14 protein-coding genes and 1 pseudogene are annotated in these 19,025 nt (G+C 59.5%); 7 read left to right on the top strand and 8 right to left on the bottom strand.

Annotation, left to right across the window (positions count from 1 at the left end; genetic code table 11):
* The first annotated feature begins 10 nt into the window (after positions 1-10).
* Entirely contained in the window at positions 11-1,420 is a 1,410-nt protein-coding gene (locus tag ACIPZ5_RS23850; protein WP_400811020.1) for an amino acid permease, read from the top strand.
* 90 nt (positions 1,421-1,510) lie between these two features.
* On the opposite strand, the gene ACIPZ5_RS23845 is transcribed toward ACIPZ5_RS23850, so the two are convergent.
* The 6 genes and pseudogenes from ACIPZ5_RS23845 to ACIPZ5_RS23820 form a co-directional block, all read right to left on the bottom strand.
* Positions 1,511-5,467: an NACHT domain-containing protein gene (locus ACIPZ5_RS23845; RefSeq protein ID WP_400810916.1), complete on the bottom strand. Its 3,957-nt coding sequence runs from the start codon at positions 5,465-5,467 to the stop codon at positions 1,511-1,513.
* Between the two features lie 480 nt (positions 5,468-5,947).
* Positions 5,948-6,262, bottom strand: a pseudogene (locus ACIPZ5_RS23840) (response regulator transcription factor); the annotation flags it as partial.
* 281 nt (positions 6,263-6,543) lie between these two features.
* On the bottom strand, positions 6,544-7,875 hold the full coding sequence (locus tag ACIPZ5_RS23835; RefSeq protein WP_343599673.1) for a deoxyguanosinetriphosphate triphosphohydrolase: 1,332 nt from the start codon (positions 7,873-7,875) through the stop codon (positions 6,544-6,546).
* A gap of 105 nt (positions 7,876-7,980) precedes the next feature.
* Entirely contained in the window at positions 7,981-8,310 is a 330-nt protein-coding gene (locus ACIPZ5_RS23830; RefSeq protein ID WP_343599672.1) for a hypothetical protein, read from the bottom strand.
* The gene (locus ACIPZ5_RS23825) at positions 8,307-8,681 is read right to left on the bottom strand and encodes a phage holin family protein (protein ID WP_152955821.1); all 375 of its coding nucleotides are present in this window, start codon (positions 8,679-8,681) and stop codon (positions 8,307-8,309) included. The genes ACIPZ5_RS23830 and ACIPZ5_RS23825 overlap by 4 nt, the downstream gene beginning before the upstream one ends.
* A 9-nt stretch (positions 8,682-8,690) precedes the next feature.
* Entirely contained in the window at positions 8,691-9,005 is a 315-nt protein-coding gene (locus tag ACIPZ5_RS23820; RefSeq protein WP_060508089.1) for a YqjD family protein, read from the bottom strand.
* A gap of 321 nt (positions 9,006-9,326) precedes the next feature.
* Between ACIPZ5_RS23820 and ACIPZ5_RS23815 the strand changes: the two genes are divergently transcribed.
* The 5 genes from ACIPZ5_RS23815 to ACIPZ5_RS23795 all read left to right on the top strand — a co-directional run bounded on the left by ACIPZ5_RS23815 (position 9,327) and on the right by ACIPZ5_RS23795 (position 12,700).
* Positions 9,327-10,535, top strand: coding sequence for an ammonium transporter (locus ACIPZ5_RS23815; protein ID WP_343599666.1), 1,209 nt, complete (start codon positions 9,327-9,329; stop codon positions 10,533-10,535).
* A 74-nt stretch (positions 10,536-10,609) separates the two neighbouring features.
* Positions 10,610-10,849 (top strand): glutaredoxin family protein, encoded by a 240-nt coding sequence (locus ACIPZ5_RS23810; protein ID WP_261940954.1) that lies wholly within the window; start codon positions 10,610-10,612, stop codon positions 10,847-10,849.
* Positions 10,850-10,954: 105 nt separating this feature from the next.
* Positions 10,955-11,386: a D-Ala-D-Ala carboxypeptidase family metallohydrolase gene (locus ACIPZ5_RS23805; protein WP_343599712.1), complete on the top strand. Its 432-nt coding sequence runs from the start codon at positions 10,955-10,957 to the stop codon at positions 11,384-11,386.
* A 71-nt stretch (positions 11,387-11,457) separates the two neighbouring features.
* Positions 11,458-11,766, top strand: a complete 309-nt coding sequence (locus ACIPZ5_RS23800; protein WP_343599664.1) for a transcriptional regulator — start codon at positions 11,458-11,460, stop codon at positions 11,764-11,766.
* A gap of 49 nt (positions 11,767-11,815) precedes the next feature.
* Positions 11,816-12,700, top strand: a complete 885-nt coding sequence (locus ACIPZ5_RS23795; RefSeq protein WP_343599662.1) for a pseudouridine synthase — start codon at positions 11,816-11,818, stop codon at positions 12,698-12,700.
* Between the two features lie 68 nt (positions 12,701-12,768).
* On the opposite strand, the gene ACIPZ5_RS23790 is transcribed toward ACIPZ5_RS23795, so the two are convergent.
* Positions 12,769-14,334 carry a PAS domain-containing methyl-accepting chemotaxis protein gene (locus tag ACIPZ5_RS23790; protein ID WP_343599660.1) on the bottom strand — a complete coding sequence of 522 codons (1,566 nt, stop codon included), beginning with the start codon at positions 14,332-14,334 and terminating at the stop codon, positions 12,769-12,771.
* Between the two features lie 488 nt (positions 14,335-14,822).
* Complete coding sequence (gene acnA / locus ACIPZ5_RS23785) at positions 14,823-17,564, bottom strand: aconitate hydratase AcnA (protein WP_400810912.1); 2,742 nt, start codon at positions 17,562-17,564, stop codon at positions 14,823-14,825.
* Positions 17,565-17,786: 222 nt separating this feature from the next.
* Here acnA and rlmM point away from each other — a divergent pair, with 222 nt between their 5' ends.
* Entirely contained in the window at positions 17,787-18,851 is a 1,065-nt protein-coding gene (gene rlmM, locus ACIPZ5_RS23780; RefSeq protein ID WP_343599656.1) for a 23S rRNA (cytidine(2498)-2'-O)-methyltransferase RlmM, read from the top strand.
* The last annotated feature ends 174 nt before the right edge of the window (positions 18,852-19,025 follow it).

Genomic DNA, 19,025 nt, shown 5'->3' with positions numbered 1-19,025 from the left:
GGTTTAGATGATGTCGTTTCATACTGATGAGCAGAGCTCCCTTCAGCATGGCTTGACCTCGCGTCAAGTGTCCATGATTTCCATTGCTGGAATCATTGGGGCCGGCCTATTCATAGGCTCCTCCAGCGCCATCGCAGCGGCTGGTCCCGCAATTCTCATTTCCTACGCTATGACCGGTTTACTAGTGCTTCTGGTGATGCGGATGCTTGGTGAGATGGCCGTAGCCAATCCAAACAGTGGTTCGTTCTCGACCTACGCAGGGGAGGCAATCGGGCCCTGGGCGGGTTTCACCATCGGTTGGCTTTACTGGTGGTTCTGGGTCTTGATCATACCCGTCGAGGCGATAGCTGGAGGGGACATTCTCCACACATATTTCCCCTCTATTCCGTCTTGGGTTTTTGCATTTGCAATAATGCTTATTCTGGCTTGTAGCAATCTAGTCAGTGTTAAGAATTTCGGCGAATTCGAGTTCTGGTTCGCACTGATCAAAGTTCTAGCCATCATCGCGTTTATCGTTGTCGGGGCGATGGCCGTTTTAGGCGTTTGGCCTCTAGCAGAAGTTTCAGGTCTGTCGAAGTTGACCTCGAATGGTGGTTTCATGCCGAACGGATGGGGAGCAGTGCTTGGAGGAGTGTTGATTACGATATTCTCATTCTTCGGCGCGGAGGTGGTGACAATTGCTGCAGCTGAGACCACCAATCCTCAAGAAAAGATTCGTCGCGCCACGAAGCTGGTTGTTTATCGAATTGCCGTGTTCTATCTTGTATCAATATTCCTAGTGATCGCACTAGTGGCATGGGATGACCCTCGTTTAGTTGAGGTCGGGTCGTTCCAACGCGTGCTTGAGGTGCTGCATGTGCCGGCGGCTAAAGTAATCGTGGACCTAGTGGTACTGGTAGCGGTGACCAGCTGCATGAATTCAGGGCTATATACTGCATCGCGTATGCTTTATTCTCTCGGGTCAAGAGGGGAGGCGCTGCCGATTACTAGGTATGTGTCCAGGAATGGAGCTCCTACTGTTGCAGTCCTGCTGTCCACACTTGCCGGTTTTGCCGGATGTTTGCTGAATTATCTTTTTCCTGGAAAGGTATTTAGTTTTTTGTTGTCAACTACTGGGGCAATGGCGCTGCTGGTGTACTTAGTAATCGCGGTGTCGCAGTTGCGAATGCGAGCTCGGGCAGAGCGTAATGGCGTCCAGTTGTCATTCAAGATGTGGCTTTTCCCGTGGCTTACATGGGTCGTAATTGGCGCGATATTAATGGTTTTAGGTTATATGTTAACCAATGAGCTATATCGATATCAGGCATTTATGACGGCCGGAGTGGCATTGTTTATTATGGCGGTCTACGTTATTCGACGGTGGAAGGCTAGTCGCGCTGAGCGTGATAATGCACTTGTGCTAGAGCAAAGTCATCGCTAGTTAGTGAGCCAGCGAGCAGCGGTTAGTTCTACCGCTGCTTCTGGCTGGCGTCTCGACTAACAAATGGCGTCCTCAGGTTAAAGATTGATGCTAGGCGCGCTCCAGATCAAGCACGAATACATCGACACGTCCTTCGCCAGCTGACTTGCTTCCGGTAATAAGAATTTCCCGCAATTGCTCAGCTGTCTGAGGGGTTAACATTCCTCGTGGTGGATTTCTAAGGCGCTTGTTGGCTGCTTGCTGATCGCCAAACCAAAGGACGAGATAGATGCCCTGGTTTTCTGCTCGCCAATCTGGTGTGTAGAGCGCATCTAGCTGCTTGTCTGCCCCCCTCCAGAGTTCCGAGTGCCACTGTCCCTTCACTTCCACCGGCACTCGGAGTGTACCCGCCGAGCAGGCAATATCGACTTCTTTGTCAGCAGCGACGTGAGCCTCAGGATCAAACGTGATCAATTTCGATCCCTGGCGGAGCAGCCCCAGTAGGTGATCACGACAGCGTTCCTCTGCAAAAGGTACACCACTATCATCATAGAAGCCGCGCCACGATTCGGCGTCGTCGCTCTTGATCTTAGCTTGGGCAATCGAGAGCTCCTCGAGTACTAAAGCCTGTAGATCGGCTACGGTCACAGGAGGAAGATTACACAATATGGCGTTTATCGTTTCAAGTGTCGGCGGGGCATAAATTGCCTCGACACACATGCGCGATTGCTCTGCAACAACAATTTTGATTGATTCCGTATAGCCGTCGCTCGGAGCATTCCTTAAACGCGCCAAAGCAGCGACCGCATCTTCGCAGATATCATTACCAAGTCGATGTATGAGATGGGTCAGATAGTTGCTTGCGTCCCAAGGGTTTGTATCGCCCGCGGTAGTTCCAATTGGACGTTCTACCTTTGGCCAGCACGTACGAAAGGTTGCGATAATCCATTCAAGCTGCATGCGACTATGTTTGACGGTACCCTCGCCGAAACGGCCACCTGTGCGATTCCGCAAATGCCAAAGCAGCTCGGGTTCAATCGGTGAATTATTAAGCCGCGCCAGAGTTGGCTCATCACCAATGACAATGCCAACCGCTTCCCAGTTGCGCCTTCTCTCATGGTCAGTCAGACCCAAGCGACCTGCGGCGGCGCGGCGTAACGCCTCGAATCGTCCTGTGCGGATAAGCCGATCAATCAATTCTGTTTCCGGTTCGATCGGCATATCTGGAAAGCGTGCTAACCATTCTGTAGCTAGCTCGGCAGCAAGCTCAGCATGACGTTCGTCTCGCATAAGCGCATACAGGCCATCCACGGACGTACACTTAGCCTGAAGCTGAGGCTCATGGTACAGCCGCATCGCATCCCCCCAAATGCCGCGAACCTGGATAGTCGCCTCAATCGCATCTTTCAAGCCAAAAATTCCAGCGTGATCGTCAATGCGGGAGCGGCGCAGTTCGAACATACCTGCCATCAGACGCTCATCAGACAGATCGTCGAACCCGATAGCTTTCCGAAAACGCTCGGCGAGTGCGGAGACGATAATATAGCCGGCTTCATAGTACCGACCCTGTGCGAGGCTTTCCGCCATGTCGTGCGCCGTGGGCATGGCTGGATCGAGCAGCATAAAAGCTTCGAAACCTACATGCGCAACTTCCCCGATATCGTCTCCAAGCCATTGAGAGACTCGCTTGTGGGCTGGCACATCCTCTCCAATGTCATTGAACAGGTTGAGATAAGCTTTGGCAGGGTCGATGATTGAGCGGTAGTTTCCTCGTCGCACCTCCTCGATATGAGTCGCATAGTACTTGCGGTGTTCTGCATGCGCTTCAGTTTGCTTTTCGTGGCGAGCCCGTTCCCTTTCAGCTTGCTTGATCTGCCACTCTGACAAAACCGGCACACCAAGATTCTCAATCCATTCTGATAGCTCAGCGGAGTGCGCAGCGAAGCGCCTCGCAGCTGCGCGAACCTCAGAATAGTTATCTTCACCAGGCGGTGTGAGCTGAACCAAATCGCGCCAGCGCTCATCACTGTGATCCAAATGATCAAGCGTATCGAGTAACGCAGTCACATCCGCGGCGCTGGGAGCAAAGGCGGACGACCGCTCGTTCAATCGCCAGGCTCGCTGCCAGGGATTGTGATTACTCGGTTGTTCGAGCAACACATATCGCTGTATGGCCTGGCGTAAGCCATCTTCGCGCCGAATGAGGGCCTCGAGCTGCTGACGAGATTCGCGGTGATATCCGACGCTAGCATCAAATGGTTCTAGCCAAGCCCAGAGCTTTTGGGCAGTGACGCCACCGGCTTCCACGCGACGTGCGATAAGGTGATATGCGAAATCAGTTAGGACGTCATTTCCGGGGCGGTCGTACCGTTTGCCAAGTGTTTGTGCTGCTACGGCTAAGCGGTCAAGAACCCCTTCAATCCTAGAGTCAGGAAGCCGCGTTTTTAAGCCTAGCAATACGCCAACTGTACTGCTGTCTTTGAGGGCATGGGCGACCACTAACTCAACGATAAGTCTGTCCTCCACCCGCTCGTAGCCAGTATCATCAGCCAGCTCGATGGCCAAACGAATCGATAGCTCATCATCATATCTGTGTAGTGCATGCAGGATAGACGACCAATCATTTTCACCATCTATTTCGGAAAGAGCCTCGCCTGCGGCCCTTCGGATCGCGAAAATCGCCTTTGAGTCGAGAATGATTTTTCGCAAATCATCTGTTAACTGCGATGCAATCTTTTGTCCCTTGACTGCTTCGAGCACAAGAAGGCATAGACCAAACGGCGTGCCCGGCGATGTAATCAGCCGCCGTATGTCCCCGATTAGCTCGGCTTGTGTGATACCACGTACGGAATAGGGTCTCCAATCCCGAAAACGAGGATTGTCTGCAGCCAGGAGCTCTAGCGCTTGAAGTAGCGAACGAGCTTGCTCGACTGTGAGATCGTCTGCGTCACCATACTCGATTATGCCCATTGGATCAGTGGAAATTACCGCCGGAGCAAGAGCCGGGTCATGAGCGAGCCACGCATGAATGCCACGTAAACTTGCCGGCACGAGACCGTGGCTGTGGAACATTGAAAGCAGGCGTCTGCGTTTATGCGTGGTGTCAGCCTGTTTCACAAGCCATCGAGCCCCTAAGTATTCGCCGACACGACGATGGAGATAGCCGAAGCGATCAGCGCCATCGGATTTGAATAAGCGTGTGCCAAGCATTGCCCCTATGTACTCGCCCCCAGGAAGGCTAGATACATCGGCAAGCTGCAACTCGCCTTCAGCAGAGTTGGCTGCGGATGTTCGGACGATGGCTTCGCTGCCAGTAAGGATCAAGCCAGCGAAGGCAGCGCCTGCGGCGTCGAGGCCTGATTCTCGTGCGACTTGGTCGTGGGCCTTTGAATCCCGGTGTTCGACCCGCAACACCTCAACTGCTCGGCTGAAGAGTTCGCTACGTGTCTCAGGCAGTCTTCCCGCTCCGGCGACACGGGAGATGAGTTCGAGGGTCTGCGGATTACCGAGTAGTCCGTTGAGCCCGCGCGTGTTGAAATGTTCGATCACCGTCCTGGCAGTGCTGGCCCCAAGCGAGGCGCTTAGGAAGCTTGCCACGTCATCATCATCAAAGGGCTCTAGATGCAGCTCAAGCGGCTCCTCTGCGTACTGTTCCCGTATGGCCTCTATTCCGGTGGCGCTACGCCAGTCTGCGACACGGCAAGCCAGAACAAAGTTTGGGTAGCCAAGTCTTCCGAGCTGGCGTAGCACCAAGTCCACCGCATCACCCTCTTTTTGGGCGTTTACTTCGTCAAGAGCATCAATCACCAAAGTCTTGGCGTCGTTAAGTAGTGATCTCGGGTCATGACGATTGATCAGTTTGCGAGCGGTGCAGTGTGCATATCCAGGAGCATCAGCAAGCCATTCGAGCAGATGTGACTTGCCCATTCCCGCTTCTCCGAGAATAAGTAAAGGTTCGGTCCTTTCACGCAACTCGCCCTGGGTTAGCGTGGCGCGGTCGTTTTGGGTTTCGTACCAAAGCGTCCGTTCGATGATCTCTTGCACCTTCAAGTTTGCGCATTCACTCATGTCGTTCCGACGCCTCGCCTGGGGCCCAAACCTGATTCTATCCTGTCGAGATTCAAGGCCTGCCTTATAGAACATCAAATTAGCATTTTGTATGGCACATTGCCCTTCGCGAATTCGAGCCCACGCTTGGCCAATCTGTCAATGGGCGGACGGATACAAGTCAGTATGTGGCTAGAGCGGTGTCAATCCTCACCTGCAGAAGTCAGAAAAACTGTCAATGCTTGCAGACAGAATTGACTGTCAATGTCGAACGCTAAGAGTGCCTTAATGCATTGATTTGCGCGAATTTTTTTGTCAATCTACTGAAGGTTAGATGGTGCCAAGCTTTGCTGGCCTTGCCTCCTTTTCCCGCCTGATTTACCGGATTGAAGGCAGGCCGCTTGTCGCCAAGACCGCGAACCAGATATCGGTTGGTCCGATCCTGGTTTGAGATCAGTTCAATAAATGTGAAAAAAATCAAATTATCTTGAAAATGACCGCTTCCTGCTTGCATACATAACCCGCTGCACCTGAGTGCATGCAGCGTACGGCGAACAGCGCCGGAGACTGTGCGGTGAGGATCAGAACCTTCATTGGAAGGTCCATGGCCTGGAAGCGCGAAAGTACCTCCAGGCCGTCAAGCCTGGGGATGCTGATGTCCAGAATCACCAATTCAGGCTGTGTTTCACGAATCATCTGCATGGCATCTACGCCGTTGTCCGATTCGCCCACAACCTTGTAGTTCTGGTTTTCGAGCAACATGCGGACAGCAAGGCGGATGACAGGATGGTCATCGACAATAAATACAGTATTCATGTTCAAGTTCCCTGCGGCGGATGACGGAGGCAGGAGGCACCTTACCCCAGTTGCAAGTCATCGGGGATATGCGGCAAGGAGAATCGCTATATATGGGAAACGGCTTACAGCTGAGTACAGATTGAGCTACGAAATGTAAGAATTTACTTCGCTGTCAAAGGTGATTTGGTGACTTTTTGTTTGCCTGTTTAGTGGGTGTTTAATCCGTTGGCGCTATTGTAGGAAGTTTCTGAAGGTAAGTGGCGTCGCCCGGTATTGCACCGGGCGACACGTCCGCATGTTCAGGTCGGGCTTGAGTGCCCGGTCATTTCCCGAGCCATCTCGCTGGCATAGCTGTCGGTCATGCCGGCGATGAAATCGATCATGCGCAGGAACGCCTTGTGCAGCGAGTCGTGCGGGTTGGGGGCGTTGTTGCCGATCAGGTCGAGCACACGGCGGCTCTTGAACGAAGGCGCGCGCCCGCCGTGCTGTTCCAGGGCGGCACCACAGAACGTGTTGAGCAGGATTTCCAGCGTGGTGTAGGCGCCGATCTCGTGCAGCGTCTTGCGTTTGTCCTGGAAAATCTTGTTGCGCGCCATGTCTTTGGCTTGCAGTACGCAGCGCTTGGCCGGGCCGTGCATGTGCTCGACCAGGTCGCCGCTCAAACGCCCGCTCAGCAGTGCCTGCTGTTGCTCGACGAACGCGCGGGCAGCGGCGTTGGTCAGGTGCTCGATAGCCTTGCCACGCAGTATTGCCAGTTTGCGTCGCCGGGAGTCGGCAGGGCCAAGCTGACGATAGGTTTCCGGCAGGTCGTCACCGACCAGGTCGAGCAACAGCGCTTCGACTTCGGCGTAGTGCAGCAACTCCATCTCCAGGCCGTCTTCCAGGTCGATCAGGGCGTAGCAGATGTCATCTGCTGCCTCCATCAGGTAGACCAGCGGGTGGCGGGCCCAGCGCTGTTCCTCGAGCAGCGGCAGGCCGAGCTTGCGGGCAATCTGCTCCAGCAGCGGTAGCTCGCTCTGGTAGCAGCCGAACTTGTGCTTCTTGTACCCGAGGGCATCGGCATGCCGGGCCGTCCAAGGGTATTTGAGGTAGGTACCCAGGGTGGCGTAGGTGAGCCGGGTGCCGCCATCGAACTGGTGGTATTCGAGCTGGGTCAGCACGCGAAAGCCTTGGGCGTTGCCCTCGAAGTTGAGGAAGTCGGCACGCTCGTCGTCGCTCATGTCGTCCAGCCAGCCACGCCCGGCCGCCTGCTGAAACCAGTGGCGAATGGCATCTTCACCGGAGTGGCCGAACGGCGGGTTGCCGATGTCGTGAGCCAGGCAGGCCGACTGCACGATCATGCCCAGGTCGCTGGGTTCGCACCACTCGGGCAGGCTGGCGCGCAGCGTTTCGCCGACGCGCATGCCCAGTGAGCGGCCGACGCAGCTGACCTCCAGGGAATGGGTCAGGCGCGTGTGGATATGGTCGTTGCTGGTAACGGGGTGGACCTGGGTCTTGCGCCCGAGGCGGCGAAAGGCCCCTGAGAAGATGATCCGGTCATGGTCTTTGTGGAAGGGGCTGCGGCCCAGTTCTTCGGCACTGTAAAGGGCTTTGCCGAGGCGTTCGCGGGTGAGCAGGGTGTGCCAGTCCAAGGCGCGGTCTCCTGTCGATCGAAGGGTATAGCTTCCGGTGTCGTGGGCAGGCGTGCAAGGGGCAGATCGAGACCGGCCCTGTGGGATCAGGACCGGTAGGGGCGTTCAAGGGCGGCGGTTGCCTTGCAGGTAGAGGCGTATCAGCGGCAGCAGGCTGGTGCCCAGCCGGACCAGGCGGCTCAGGTTACCGCTGCGCACCCCTTTACCGGTCAGAAAGCCCAGCGCCACCACGGCACCAATGCCCCACAACGGCGCATGCTTGATTCCCAACCCGTCCTGCAGCGAGCTGCCCATGCCGCGCAGGCGCTGCAAGGGTTGCAGCAACTGGCCGGATTCGTGGCGAATCTCCTGGCGGTGCATTTCCAGGCGCAGGCGCAGCAGCGCCTTGCGCAGTTCCCGTGGGTTACGGCTATTCGGTAGTTCAGGCAGGCTCATGGCAACAGGCGCTCCCGGTCCTTGGCCAGTTCGTCGAGGGTCGCACCAAACGGTGATGACTCGTCGAACACTGCAGCTTTCAGGCGCAGGCCGCAATACAGCGCTGCTGCGCCATAGAAAACGCACAGGCCGATGATGCCGGCCAGGCGATAGCTGTCCCACAGCAGCACCAGCAGCAAGCCGGACAAGGCCGTCAGCAACAGCAGCGCGAACACCAGTGCCAGGCCGGCGAACAGCAGCAGGCTCAGGGTGCGTGCTTTCTGTTCCTGCAGTTCGATGCCAAACAGTTCGATGTGGCTGTGCAGCAGTCCCAGCAGCGCCGCGCCCAGGCGTTTGCCCGAGGCGCTGGTGCCAATGCTGTCATTCTCCATGGGGGCTCCTTAGCGCCGATTGGCCAGCAGGCCGATCAACAAGCCGACGCCAGCGGCAATACCAATGGCCTGCCAGGGGTTTTCCTGGACGTACTGTTCGGCGCTGCCGAGCGCTGCCTGGCCGCGCTCACGCACCGAGTCCTGGGTCAGTTGCAGGGTTTCGCGGGCCTGGGTCAGGCGGTCGTGGATCTGCTCGCGCAGCTCGTCGGCCTGGTCGCCTGCCAGGTTGGCAGTATCGGCCAGCAGTTTCTCGGTATCGCGGACCAAGGCCTGGAAGTCAGCCATCAATATCTCTTGTGCAGTCTTTGCCGATTTGCTGGCCATTGTGCTCTCCCTGTGTCGATGTGCGGGTGTGTAGGTCATTCGAGTGACCGGGTATGTGGAAGGTTCACTAGCGGCGCTGGTATGGGCCTTGCTACTGAGATTTGCCACAACGCGGGGCGTAACCCGGTGCGGTGCGCCGAACCAGGGCGTCGACCCTGGCGGATACCGATAAACCTTAACCCAATCCACGACAAACCCAAGAAAAAACCACGCAGGCCGCGCCCGGTTCAGCAATACCGGGTAAAAGCTGGCACCGATTCGGTGCAGGGATGCAGGTTCTTGAACTGTCCTGGTGCTTTTTTCAGCAGGTCTGCCTCTTTCATGGAAAACATGCACAGCGCGATGGACTCCCTCGTCCACGGCTCCAACACCCTGTTCATCCTCATGGGCGCCATTCTGGTGCTTGCCATGCACGCCGGCTTCGCCTTTCTCGAAGTGGGCACCGTGCGCCACAAGAACCAGGTCAACGCGCTGTCGAAGATCCTCAGCGATTTCGCCATCTCCGCGTTGGTGTATTTCTTCATCGGCTACTGGATCGCCTATGGCGTGAACTTCCTGCAGCCGGCGTCACAACTGGCTGCCGACCACGGCTATGCGCTGGTCAAATGCTTTTTCCTGCTGACCTTCGCAGCGGCGATTCCCGCGATCATCTCGGGGGGGATCGCCGAACGTGCGCGCTTCGCGCCGCAGCTGTGCGCCACGGCGCTCATCGTGGCGTTCATCTACCCCTTCTTCGAAGGTGTGGTGTGGAATGGCAACTTCGGCGTGCAGGCTTGGCTGCAGGCCCGCTTCGGTGCGCCGTTCCACGACTTTGCCGGCTCGGTGGTGGTGCATGCCATGGGCGGCTGGCTGGCGCTGGCGGCGGTACTGTTGCTGGGCGCGCGGCGCGGGCGCTATCGCGACGGTCGCCTGGTGGCCTTTGCGCCGTCGAGCATTCCGTTCCTGGCGCTGGGCTCGTGGATCCTGATCATCGGCTGGTTCGGCTTCAACGTGATGAGTGCCCAGACCTTGCAGGGGGTCAGCGGCCTGGTGGCGATCAACTCGCTGATGGCCATGGTCGGCGGCACCCTGGCGGCCTTGCTGGCCGGGCGCAACGACCCAGGTTTCCTGCACAACGGGCCGCTGGCGGGCCTGGTGGCGATCTGTGCAGGCTCTGACCTCATGCACCCCATCGGTGCGCTGGTCACCGGCCTGGTGGCGGGGGTGCTGTTCGTCTGGAGTTTCACTGCTGCGCAGAACCGCTGGAAGATCGACGATGTGCTCGGTGTCTGGCCGCTGCACGGCCTGTGCGGCTTGTGGGGAGGCATTGCCTGCGGTGTTTTTGGCCAGACAGTGCTCGGTGGCATGGGGGGTGTCAGCCTGATCAGCCAGCTGCTGGGCAGCCTGGCAGGCGTGCTGGTCGCACTGACCGGTGGATTTGCCGTGTACGGCCTGATTCGCCAGTTGCATGGGCTGCGCTTGAGCCATGAGCAGGAGTTCCAGGGCGCAGACCTGTCGCTGCACCGGATCGGTGCCACCAGCCAGGATTGAGCAAGGTCAGGTGCACAGGGGGCAGGACGGACCTAGAATAGGCTTCTTCCCACAGCCAAATCGAGCCTTGCCCCATGCTGCCTGAATGCCAACTCTTCGGCACCGTTGGGTGCCACTTGTGCGAAGTGGCCGAAGCCGTGCTCATGCCCTTTGTTGATCACGGCTTGCTGATCGAACTGGTCGATATCGCCGATGACGAGGCGCTGTTCGAGCGCTACGGGTTGATCATTCCTGTGCTGCGACGCGGCGATACTGCTGCCGAGCTGCATTGGCCATTCGACGCCGAGCAGGTGGTAGCATTCCTTGCAACCTGATGGGCAGAGGGAATATTTGCCTTCCTGCATCGCCTGGCGGTCAGAAACGATGATGAGGCGCCGATGAAGCGTTATCGGCCCTTTGCACTCATCGAGAAAGCAGCCATGTTCCTCACGCCACACTTTACCCTCAACGAAATGACCGCTTCGCAGATTGCTGCGAGAGAAGGTCTGGACAACACGCCTCCACCTGAAGTGATCAGCAATCTGCGCCTGCTCTGCGAGGTGCTCGAGCAGGTACGTACGTTATTCGGCCGGCCCATCATCATTAACAGCGGATACCGTAGCGCAGCGGTGAATGCGCGCGTTGGTGGTGCGCAAAAGAGCCAGCACATCAGTGGCCTGGCGGCGGATTTCACGGTGGTCGACGTACACAACCGTGACGTGGTTCGGCGGCTGAGTGAGAGCGCCGTGGCGTTCGACCAGTTGATCCTGGAGTTCGACAGCTGGGTTCATCTTTCGGTTTGTGCGGCGGCACCGCGCCGTGAGGTGCTGACCATTCGCAAGGGCACGGGCTATCTGCCAGGGCTGCAGTGAGGGGCGGGCCGATTGACGCGGGTGTGTCGCTCTCCGTATGCTGTATATAAATACAGTATCGAGGTGAATCCATGCTCAACGTCGAGCAACTCAAGTACAGCGTCAACCGTATGCCGGTGGAGCGGGTGTACGACGCCGTACTGGAATTGCGCCTCGAAGGCCTGGTCACCGATGACCGCACGCCATTCGGCAAGGTGCATTTCAACACCTGTTTTGCAGAGATCGAGGCCTTGTTCCAGCGCGCTGGTTACCACCGTGGGCTGGATGTCGTTGGGTACCAGGGCCTGGTCTATGCACTCTATGACCCAGGGCGCTGGGAGGCCGTGCAGGTGCTGCGCTGGTTGAAGGCGTACAGCGAGGGGGTACACGAGGCTGGTTGAGGCGCCGGGCTTGGGGGATAATGCGCAGCCTTATTGCTTGAGCCTTGCCATGACCACGCCTTTCGACCCCGCCCACCAGCAAGCCAGCACGGTTTGCCTGCCGCCCGGCAACTGGGCCACGGTGCTCGATTGCCTGTGCGATCATTTCAAGGCCATCGAGCGCAATCAGTGGCTCGATCGCTTCGCGCGCGGCCGGGTGCTCGATGCACAAGGCAGGGCGATTGCCGCCGACTTGCCCTACCGTCGCGGCATGCGCATTCACTATTTCCGCGAAGTACCCAACGAGCGGCCGATTCCGGTGCAGGAAACCATCCTGCATGTCGATGAGCACCTGGTGGTGGCCGACAAACCGCACTTTCTGCCGGTGACACCGACGGGGGAGTACGTCGAGCAAACCCTGTTGCGTCGCCTGATCAGGCGCCTGGGCAACCCTCACCTGGTGCCATTGCATCGCATCGACCGCCATACCGCCGGGCTGGTGCTGTTTTCCGCCAATCCGCAGACGCGCAGTGCATATCAGCGGTTGTTCCCGGAGCGGCGTATCGACAAGCGCTATCAAGCCATCGCTGGCGCCTTGGCGCAGCATGCATTCCCCTTGGTGCACAAGAGTCGCCTGGTGCATGGCGAACCGTTTTTCCGCATGCATGAAGTGGCAGGGGAGGCCAACAGCGAGACCTTGGCCGAGGTGCTGGAGAAGAATGGCGAGTTATGGCGCTACGGGCTTTCGCCGGTAACAGGCAAGACCCATCAGCTGCGAGTGCACATGGCGGCGTTGGGGGCGGCAATCTGCAATGACCCGTTCTACCCCGAGTTGCTCCAGGAAGAAGACGACTATCAGCGGCCATTGAAGCTGCTGGCGCAGAGCTTGCGATTTGCCGATCCGTTGACTGGCGAAGATCGTTACTTCGAGAGCCGGCTGACGCTGGACTGGTAAGGTTTGCAGCGGGTAAGGCCTCATCGCCGGCAAGCTGGCGATGAGGCCATTACAGGCCGGCAACCGGCCTAGCGGTTGAAGCGCTCCACCAGCGAGTACTGGCTGCCGGCAGTGCTGGTCAGCTCTTCACTGAGCTGCGCCGAATGCTGCGCCTGGACGGCTGTCTGGTCCGCCAGCTCGGCGATGGTGCTGATGTTGCGGCTGATCTCGTCGGCCACCGCAGTCTGCTCTTCGGTGGCGGCGGCGATCTGGGTTGCCATGTCGGTGATGTTGGCCACCGCTTCGCTGATCCCGACCAGTGCCTGGTCGGCCTGCATGACACGGTCTACGCCTTCCTGGGCCTGGCGATGGCCGGCTTCCATGGTCTGTACGGCGTTGTTGGCCGTCTGTTGCAGCTTGGCGATCAGGCCGTGAATCTGCCCGGTCGATTCGGCGGTGCGTTGGGCCAACTGGCGTACCTCGTCGGCGACCACGGCAAAACCACGGCCCATCTCACCGGCACGGGCCGCTTCGATGGCAGCGTTGAGCGCCAGCAGGTTAGTCTGGTCGGCAATGCCCTTGATCACGTCGACCACGCCACCGATTTCGTCGCTGTCCTTGGCCAGTTGGGTCACGGTCTGGCCGGTTTCGCCCACGGCTGTCGACAAGCGCTCGATGGCATCGCGGGTTTCACCGGCAATCTGCCGGCCCTGGCTGGTCAGGCGGTTGGCTTCCTGGGTGGCGTCAGCAGTGCGTTGCACGTGGTTGGCCACTTCCTGGGTGGTGGCGGCCATCTGGTTGACGGCGGCAGCGACCTGTTCGGTCTCCACACGCTGCCGCTCCAGGCCCGAAGAGCTCTTGTGGGCCAAGGCATCAGACTGGCGGGCCTGGTCGCTGAGGTGCTCGGCACTGTCCTGCAGGCGGGTCAGGCAGGTTTTCATGCGCGCGTCCTGGCTGAGCATGGCCATCTCAAGGCGTGCCTGCACCCCACGGCTGTCGGTGAACATCTGCGCGATCAGCGGGTCGGAGGTGGTCTGTTCGGCCAGGCGCAGCAGGCGCTTGAGGCCACGCTGCTGCCAGCCCAGGCCGAGCAGCCCGAGCGGTACCGACAGGCCGGCAGCCAGCGCAAAGCCCCACCAATGGCCGAGCCAGTTGCCGATCAGGAAACCAACCTGGCTGACAAGGATGAACGGCAGCCAGTCCTGCAGCACCGGCAGCCAGCGGTCACGGCGCGGGATGGCAGTCTTGCCCTCGTTGATGCGCTGGTACAGGGCTTCGGCGCGGCGGATCTGCTCGGCGGTGGGCTTGACCCGCACCGACTCGAAGCCGACGACCTGGTTGTTCTCGAAAATCGGAGTGACGTAGGCGTTTACCCAATAGTGATCGCCGGATTTGCAACGGTTCTTGACGATGCCCATCCACGGCAAGCCTTGCTTGAGGGTTTGCCACATGTGGGCGAACACCGCAGTCGGTACATCGGGGTGGCGAACCAGGTTGTGGGGGGCGCCAATCAGCTCATCGCGGGTGAACCCGCTGATCTCGATGAATGCATCGTTGCAGTAGGTGATCACACCTTTGGCATTGGTGGTGGAGATCAACCGTTGTTGGGCAGGGAAGGTCCGTTCCCTTTGGGTAATCGGCTGGTTGTTACGCATGGCTTGAGTAATCCGCAAGGCTTTCGACTGATATCGGCAAGCCACTGGTTTTATTGAATGGATATTTAATTTACTTGATCTGGGGCAGTTGGCCGGTATCCAGGGTGCGCTATGAAAACCGGGGTTTTCGCAGTAGATGCGGCTTTATTGCCTTTGTTTGTGACCGTTTTGTGATAGTTAGCACTCATGATGACTGACCGGCCATTAAAGTGCTACTGCGATGTGCCTGGCTTGGGATTTTCAGCGCCTGTGAGATCGAGCGCCGCCCGCGCGGCGCATCGCGGATGAATCCGCTCCTACATTTGTTGCAACGTGCCGAACCTGTTACGCCATGGTAGCCAGCCTTGGCGTAGGTCTTGAGCCGTGCAAACTGGCTGACAACCATGGCCTCACAGGCATGGCCACGTTGCAACACATGGAGCGGATTCATCCGCGACGCGCCGCGCGGGCGGCGCTCGATCTCACAGGCGCTACACCTTCCAAGCCAATCAGTTGCGTATCATCTGCCGCAACACGTAGTGCAAAATCCCGCCCGACTTGAAGTATTCCACCTCATTGAGCGTATCGATCCGGCACAGCACTTCGATCTGCTGCTGTTGCCCATCCTCGCGCGTGATACGCAGCGGCAAGCTCATGCCTGGCTTGAGTGTGGCGCCAGCCAAGCCCAACACATCGATCCGCTCCTTGCCGGTCAACCCCAACTGCTTGCGGTCGTCGCCAGCCTTGAACTGCAGCGGCAGCACGCCCATGCCCACCAGATTGGAGCGGTGGATACGCTCGAAACTCTCCGCCAGCACCGCCTTGACCCCCAGCAGGTTGGTACCCTTGGCCGCCCAGTCGCGGCTGGAGCCGGTGCCATATTCCTGGCCGGCGATCACCACCAACGGCGTGCCCTTGGCCTGGTAACGCATGGCCGCGTCATAGATCGACAGTTTCTCGCCGGTGGGCACATACAGCGTGTTGCCACCTTCTTCGCCGCCAAGCATCTCGTTGCGGATGCGGATGTTGGCGAAGGTGCCGCGCATCATCACTTCGTGGTTGCCGCGCCGTGAGCCATAGGAGTTGAAATCGCGCGGTTGCACGCCCTTCTCGCGCAGGTAGTGCCCGGCGGGGCTGTCGGCCTTGATATTGCCGGCCGGGGAGATATGGTCGGTGGTCACCGAGTCGCCGAGCAGGGCGAGGATATGTGCCCCTTGAATGTCCTTGATCTCGGGCAGCGGCCCGCCGATGTCATCGAAGAACGGTGGGTGCTGAATATAGGTGGAATCGTGCTGCCATACGTAAGTCGCCGCCTGCGGCACTTCGATGGCTTGCCACTGGGCGTCGCCGGCGAACACCTCGGCATACTCTTTGTGGAACATGGCCGTGTCGACCTTGGCGACGGCTTCGGCTATTTCCTGCTGGGTGGGCCAGATGTCGCGCAGGTACACCGGTTGGCCATCCTTGCCAATGCCCAACGCATCCTTGGTCAGGTCCACACGCACGCTACCGGCCAGGGCGTAGGCCACCACCAGCGGTGGCGAGGCCAACCAGTTGGTCTTGACCAGCGGGTGCACGCGGCCTTCGAAGTTACGGTTGCCCGACAGCACCGAAGCGACGGTGAGGTCGGCGTTGCCGATGGCTTTTTCAACGGCTTCATCCAGCGGGCCGGAGTTGCCGATGCAGGTGGTGCAGCCGTAGCCGACGAGGTCGAAGCCGAGCTGGTCGAGGTAGGGGGTGAGCCCGGCGGCATTGTAGTAGTCGGTCACCACCTTGGAGCCGGGCGCCAGCGAGCTCTTGACCCACGGTTTGCGCTGCAGGCCTTTTTCCAGGGCCTTTTTCGCCACCAACCCTGCCGCCATCATCACGCTGGGGTTGGAAGTGTTGGTGCAGGAGGTGATCGCGGCGATCACCACGGCGCCATGACGCAGGGTGTGTGTCTGGCCGTCGTGGCTGTAGTCGATCTCGCCGGCCTGGTCGGCATTGCCCACCGCCACGCCACCACCGCCTTCGCTTTCCAGGCGGCCGACTTCCTTGGCCAGCACCTTGGGCTGCTGTTCGATGAAGTGGTTGAAGGCCTGGCTGACCTGGCCCAGCGCGACTCTGTCCTGGGGCCGCTTGGGCCCGGCCAGGCTGGCCTCGACCTCACCCATGTCCAGCGCCAGGGTGTCGCTGAACAACGGCTCCTGCCCTGGCAGGCGCCACAGGCCCTGGGCCTTGCAGTATTGCTCGACCAGATGCACGGCTTCGCCAGGGCGTCCGGACAGGCGCAGGTAATCGAGGGTCACCTCATCGACCGGGAAGAAGCCACAGGTGGCGCCATACTCCGGTGCCATGTTGGCGATGGTCGCGCGGTCGGCCAGCGGCAGGTCGGCCAGGCCGTCACCGTAGAATTCGACGAACTTGCCGACCACGCCTTTCTTGCGCAGCATTTGCGTCACGGTCAGCACCAGGTCGGTGGCGGTGATGCCTTCGCGCAGCTTGCCGGTGAGTTTGAAGCCGATCACTTCCGGGATCAGCATCGACACTGGCTGGCCAAGCATGGCGGCTTCCGCCTCGATGCCACCTACGCCCCAGCCGAGTACGCCGAGGCCGTTGATCATGGTGGTGTGCGAGTCGGTACCGACCAGGGTGTCAGGGAAGGCGTAGGTGCGGCCATCGGCGTCGCGGGTCCAGACCGTGCGCCCAAGGTATTCCAGGTTGACCTGGTGGCAGATGCCGGTGCCCGGCGGTACCACGCGGAAGTTGTCGAAGGCGCTCTGGCCCCAGCGCAGGAAGGCGTAGCGCTCGCCGTTGCGCTGCATCTCGATGTCGACGTTCTCGGTGAAGGCCTGTGGCGTGGCGTAGCGGTCGACCATCACCGAATGGTCGATCACCAGGTCCACCGGCGACAGTGGGTTGATCCGCTGTGGGTCGCCACCGGCCTTGGCCATGGCGGCGCGCATCGCGGCCAGGTCGACCACCGCTGGCACGCCGGTGAAATCCTGCATCAGCACCCGTGCCGGGCGGTACTGGATTTCGCGATCGGAGCGCCGGTCCTGCAGCCAGCCGGCGAGGGCGCGCAGGTCATCGGTGCCGACGGTCTCGCCGTCTTCCCAGCGCAGCAGGTTTTCCAGCAGTACCTTGAGCGACATGGGCAGGCGTTGCAGGTCGCCCAGCTGCTGGCTGGCGGCGGCGAGGCTGTAATAGTGGTAGGTGCGGTCACCCACCTGGAGGGTCTTGAGGGTGTTCAGGCTATCGAGCGAGGGCATTGCCAACTCCTTGTGCGGCGGGGCCCGGCACTGCCGATTGTGGCCGGTGCCACCGCGCTGTTTTGGCCCGCACGGCACGGACCTGGCTGAATGGTCAGGTTAGCTCTGTTTGGCGCCCCTGACTCTTTTCTGGACCGGCGGGGCATGTCGCAGGTTCCGATCTTCCTTTATCATCGCCGCCCTGCCAGCGCCCGTGGTGCGCCAGCCGTAGTGGAGTAAGAGATGAGTACCCTGTTCATGCATTGCCGGCCCGGTTTCGAGGGTGAGGTCTGCGCCGAGATCAGCGAACATGCCGCCCAGCTGGGTGTGGCTGGTTATGCCAAGGGCAAGCCGCAGAGCGCTTGTGCCGAGTTCGTCTGTGCTGAGGCCGAAGGTGCCGAACGTCTGATGGCGCAGTTGCGCTTCGCGCAACTGATCTTCCCGCGCCAGTGGGCCCGCGGCACGTACATCGAGTTGCCGGAGACTGACCGCATCAGCGTGCTGCTGGAGCATCTGGCCGGGCAACCGGTGTTTGGCAGTCTGTGGCTGGAGGTGCTGGACAGCAACGAAGGCAAGGAGCTGTCGACCTTCTGCCGTAAGTTCGAGGTGCCGTTGCGCAAGGCCCTGGAAAAGGCCGGGCGGCTGGTCGACAACCCCAGCCTGCCGCGCCTGTTGCTGACTTTCATCAGCGGTCGCCGGGTATTCGTTGGCGTGGCCGAGGCGAACAACAGTGCGCTGTGGCCGATGGGCATCCCGCGCCTGAAGTTCCCGCGTGAGGCACCCAGCCGTTCGACCCTCAAGCTGGAGGAGGCCTGGCACCAGTTCATTCCGCGCGATCACTGGGAGCAGCGCCTGGGCGACGACATGACTGGGGTTGACCTGGGTGCTTCGCCGGGTGGCTGGACTTATCAGCTGGTGCGCCGTGGCATGCTGGTCACTGCCATCGACAACGGGCCGATGGCCGAGAGCCTGATGGACACCGGGCTGGTGCAACACCTGATGGCCGATGGTTTCACCTGGCAGCCGAAGCAGCCGGTGGACTGGATGGTCTGCGATATCGTCGAGAAGCCGGCGCGTACCACCTCGCTGATCGAGACCTGGCTGGGTGAGGGGTTGTGCCGCGAAGCGGTGGTCAACCTGAAGTTGCCGATGAAGCAGCGCTATGCCGAGGTGCGCCGCTTGCTTGACCGCATGGAAGCGACGTTCAAGGCGCGCAAGGTCAAGGTGTCGATTGCCTGCAAGCAGCTGTATCACGACCGAGAGGAAGTGACTTGCCACCTGCGCAGACTGGACCTCAAACCACGCTGAAATAGCTCGCTCTTGCTCTTGCTCTTGCTCTTGCTCTGCTTTTGCTTTTGCTTCTAAGCGCGCGGTAGTTCAGGCGACGCAGAGTGCGACTTCAGGAGGCCGAACGCAGGCGTCTGGAGGGCCAGGGTGCGTAGCACCCCTTCGGCGTAGCCGAAGGCGCGAGATGTAGACTTG

It is taken from the genome of Pseudomonas sp. NPDC089428 (genome assembly GCF_044749325.1).
Lineage (GTDB): Bacteria > Pseudomonadota > Gammaproteobacteria > Pseudomonadales > Pseudomonadaceae > Aquipseudomonas.
The sequence above is the reverse complement of the archived record's forward strand: the minus strand, read 5'-3'. Positions and strand labels throughout refer to the sequence as shown.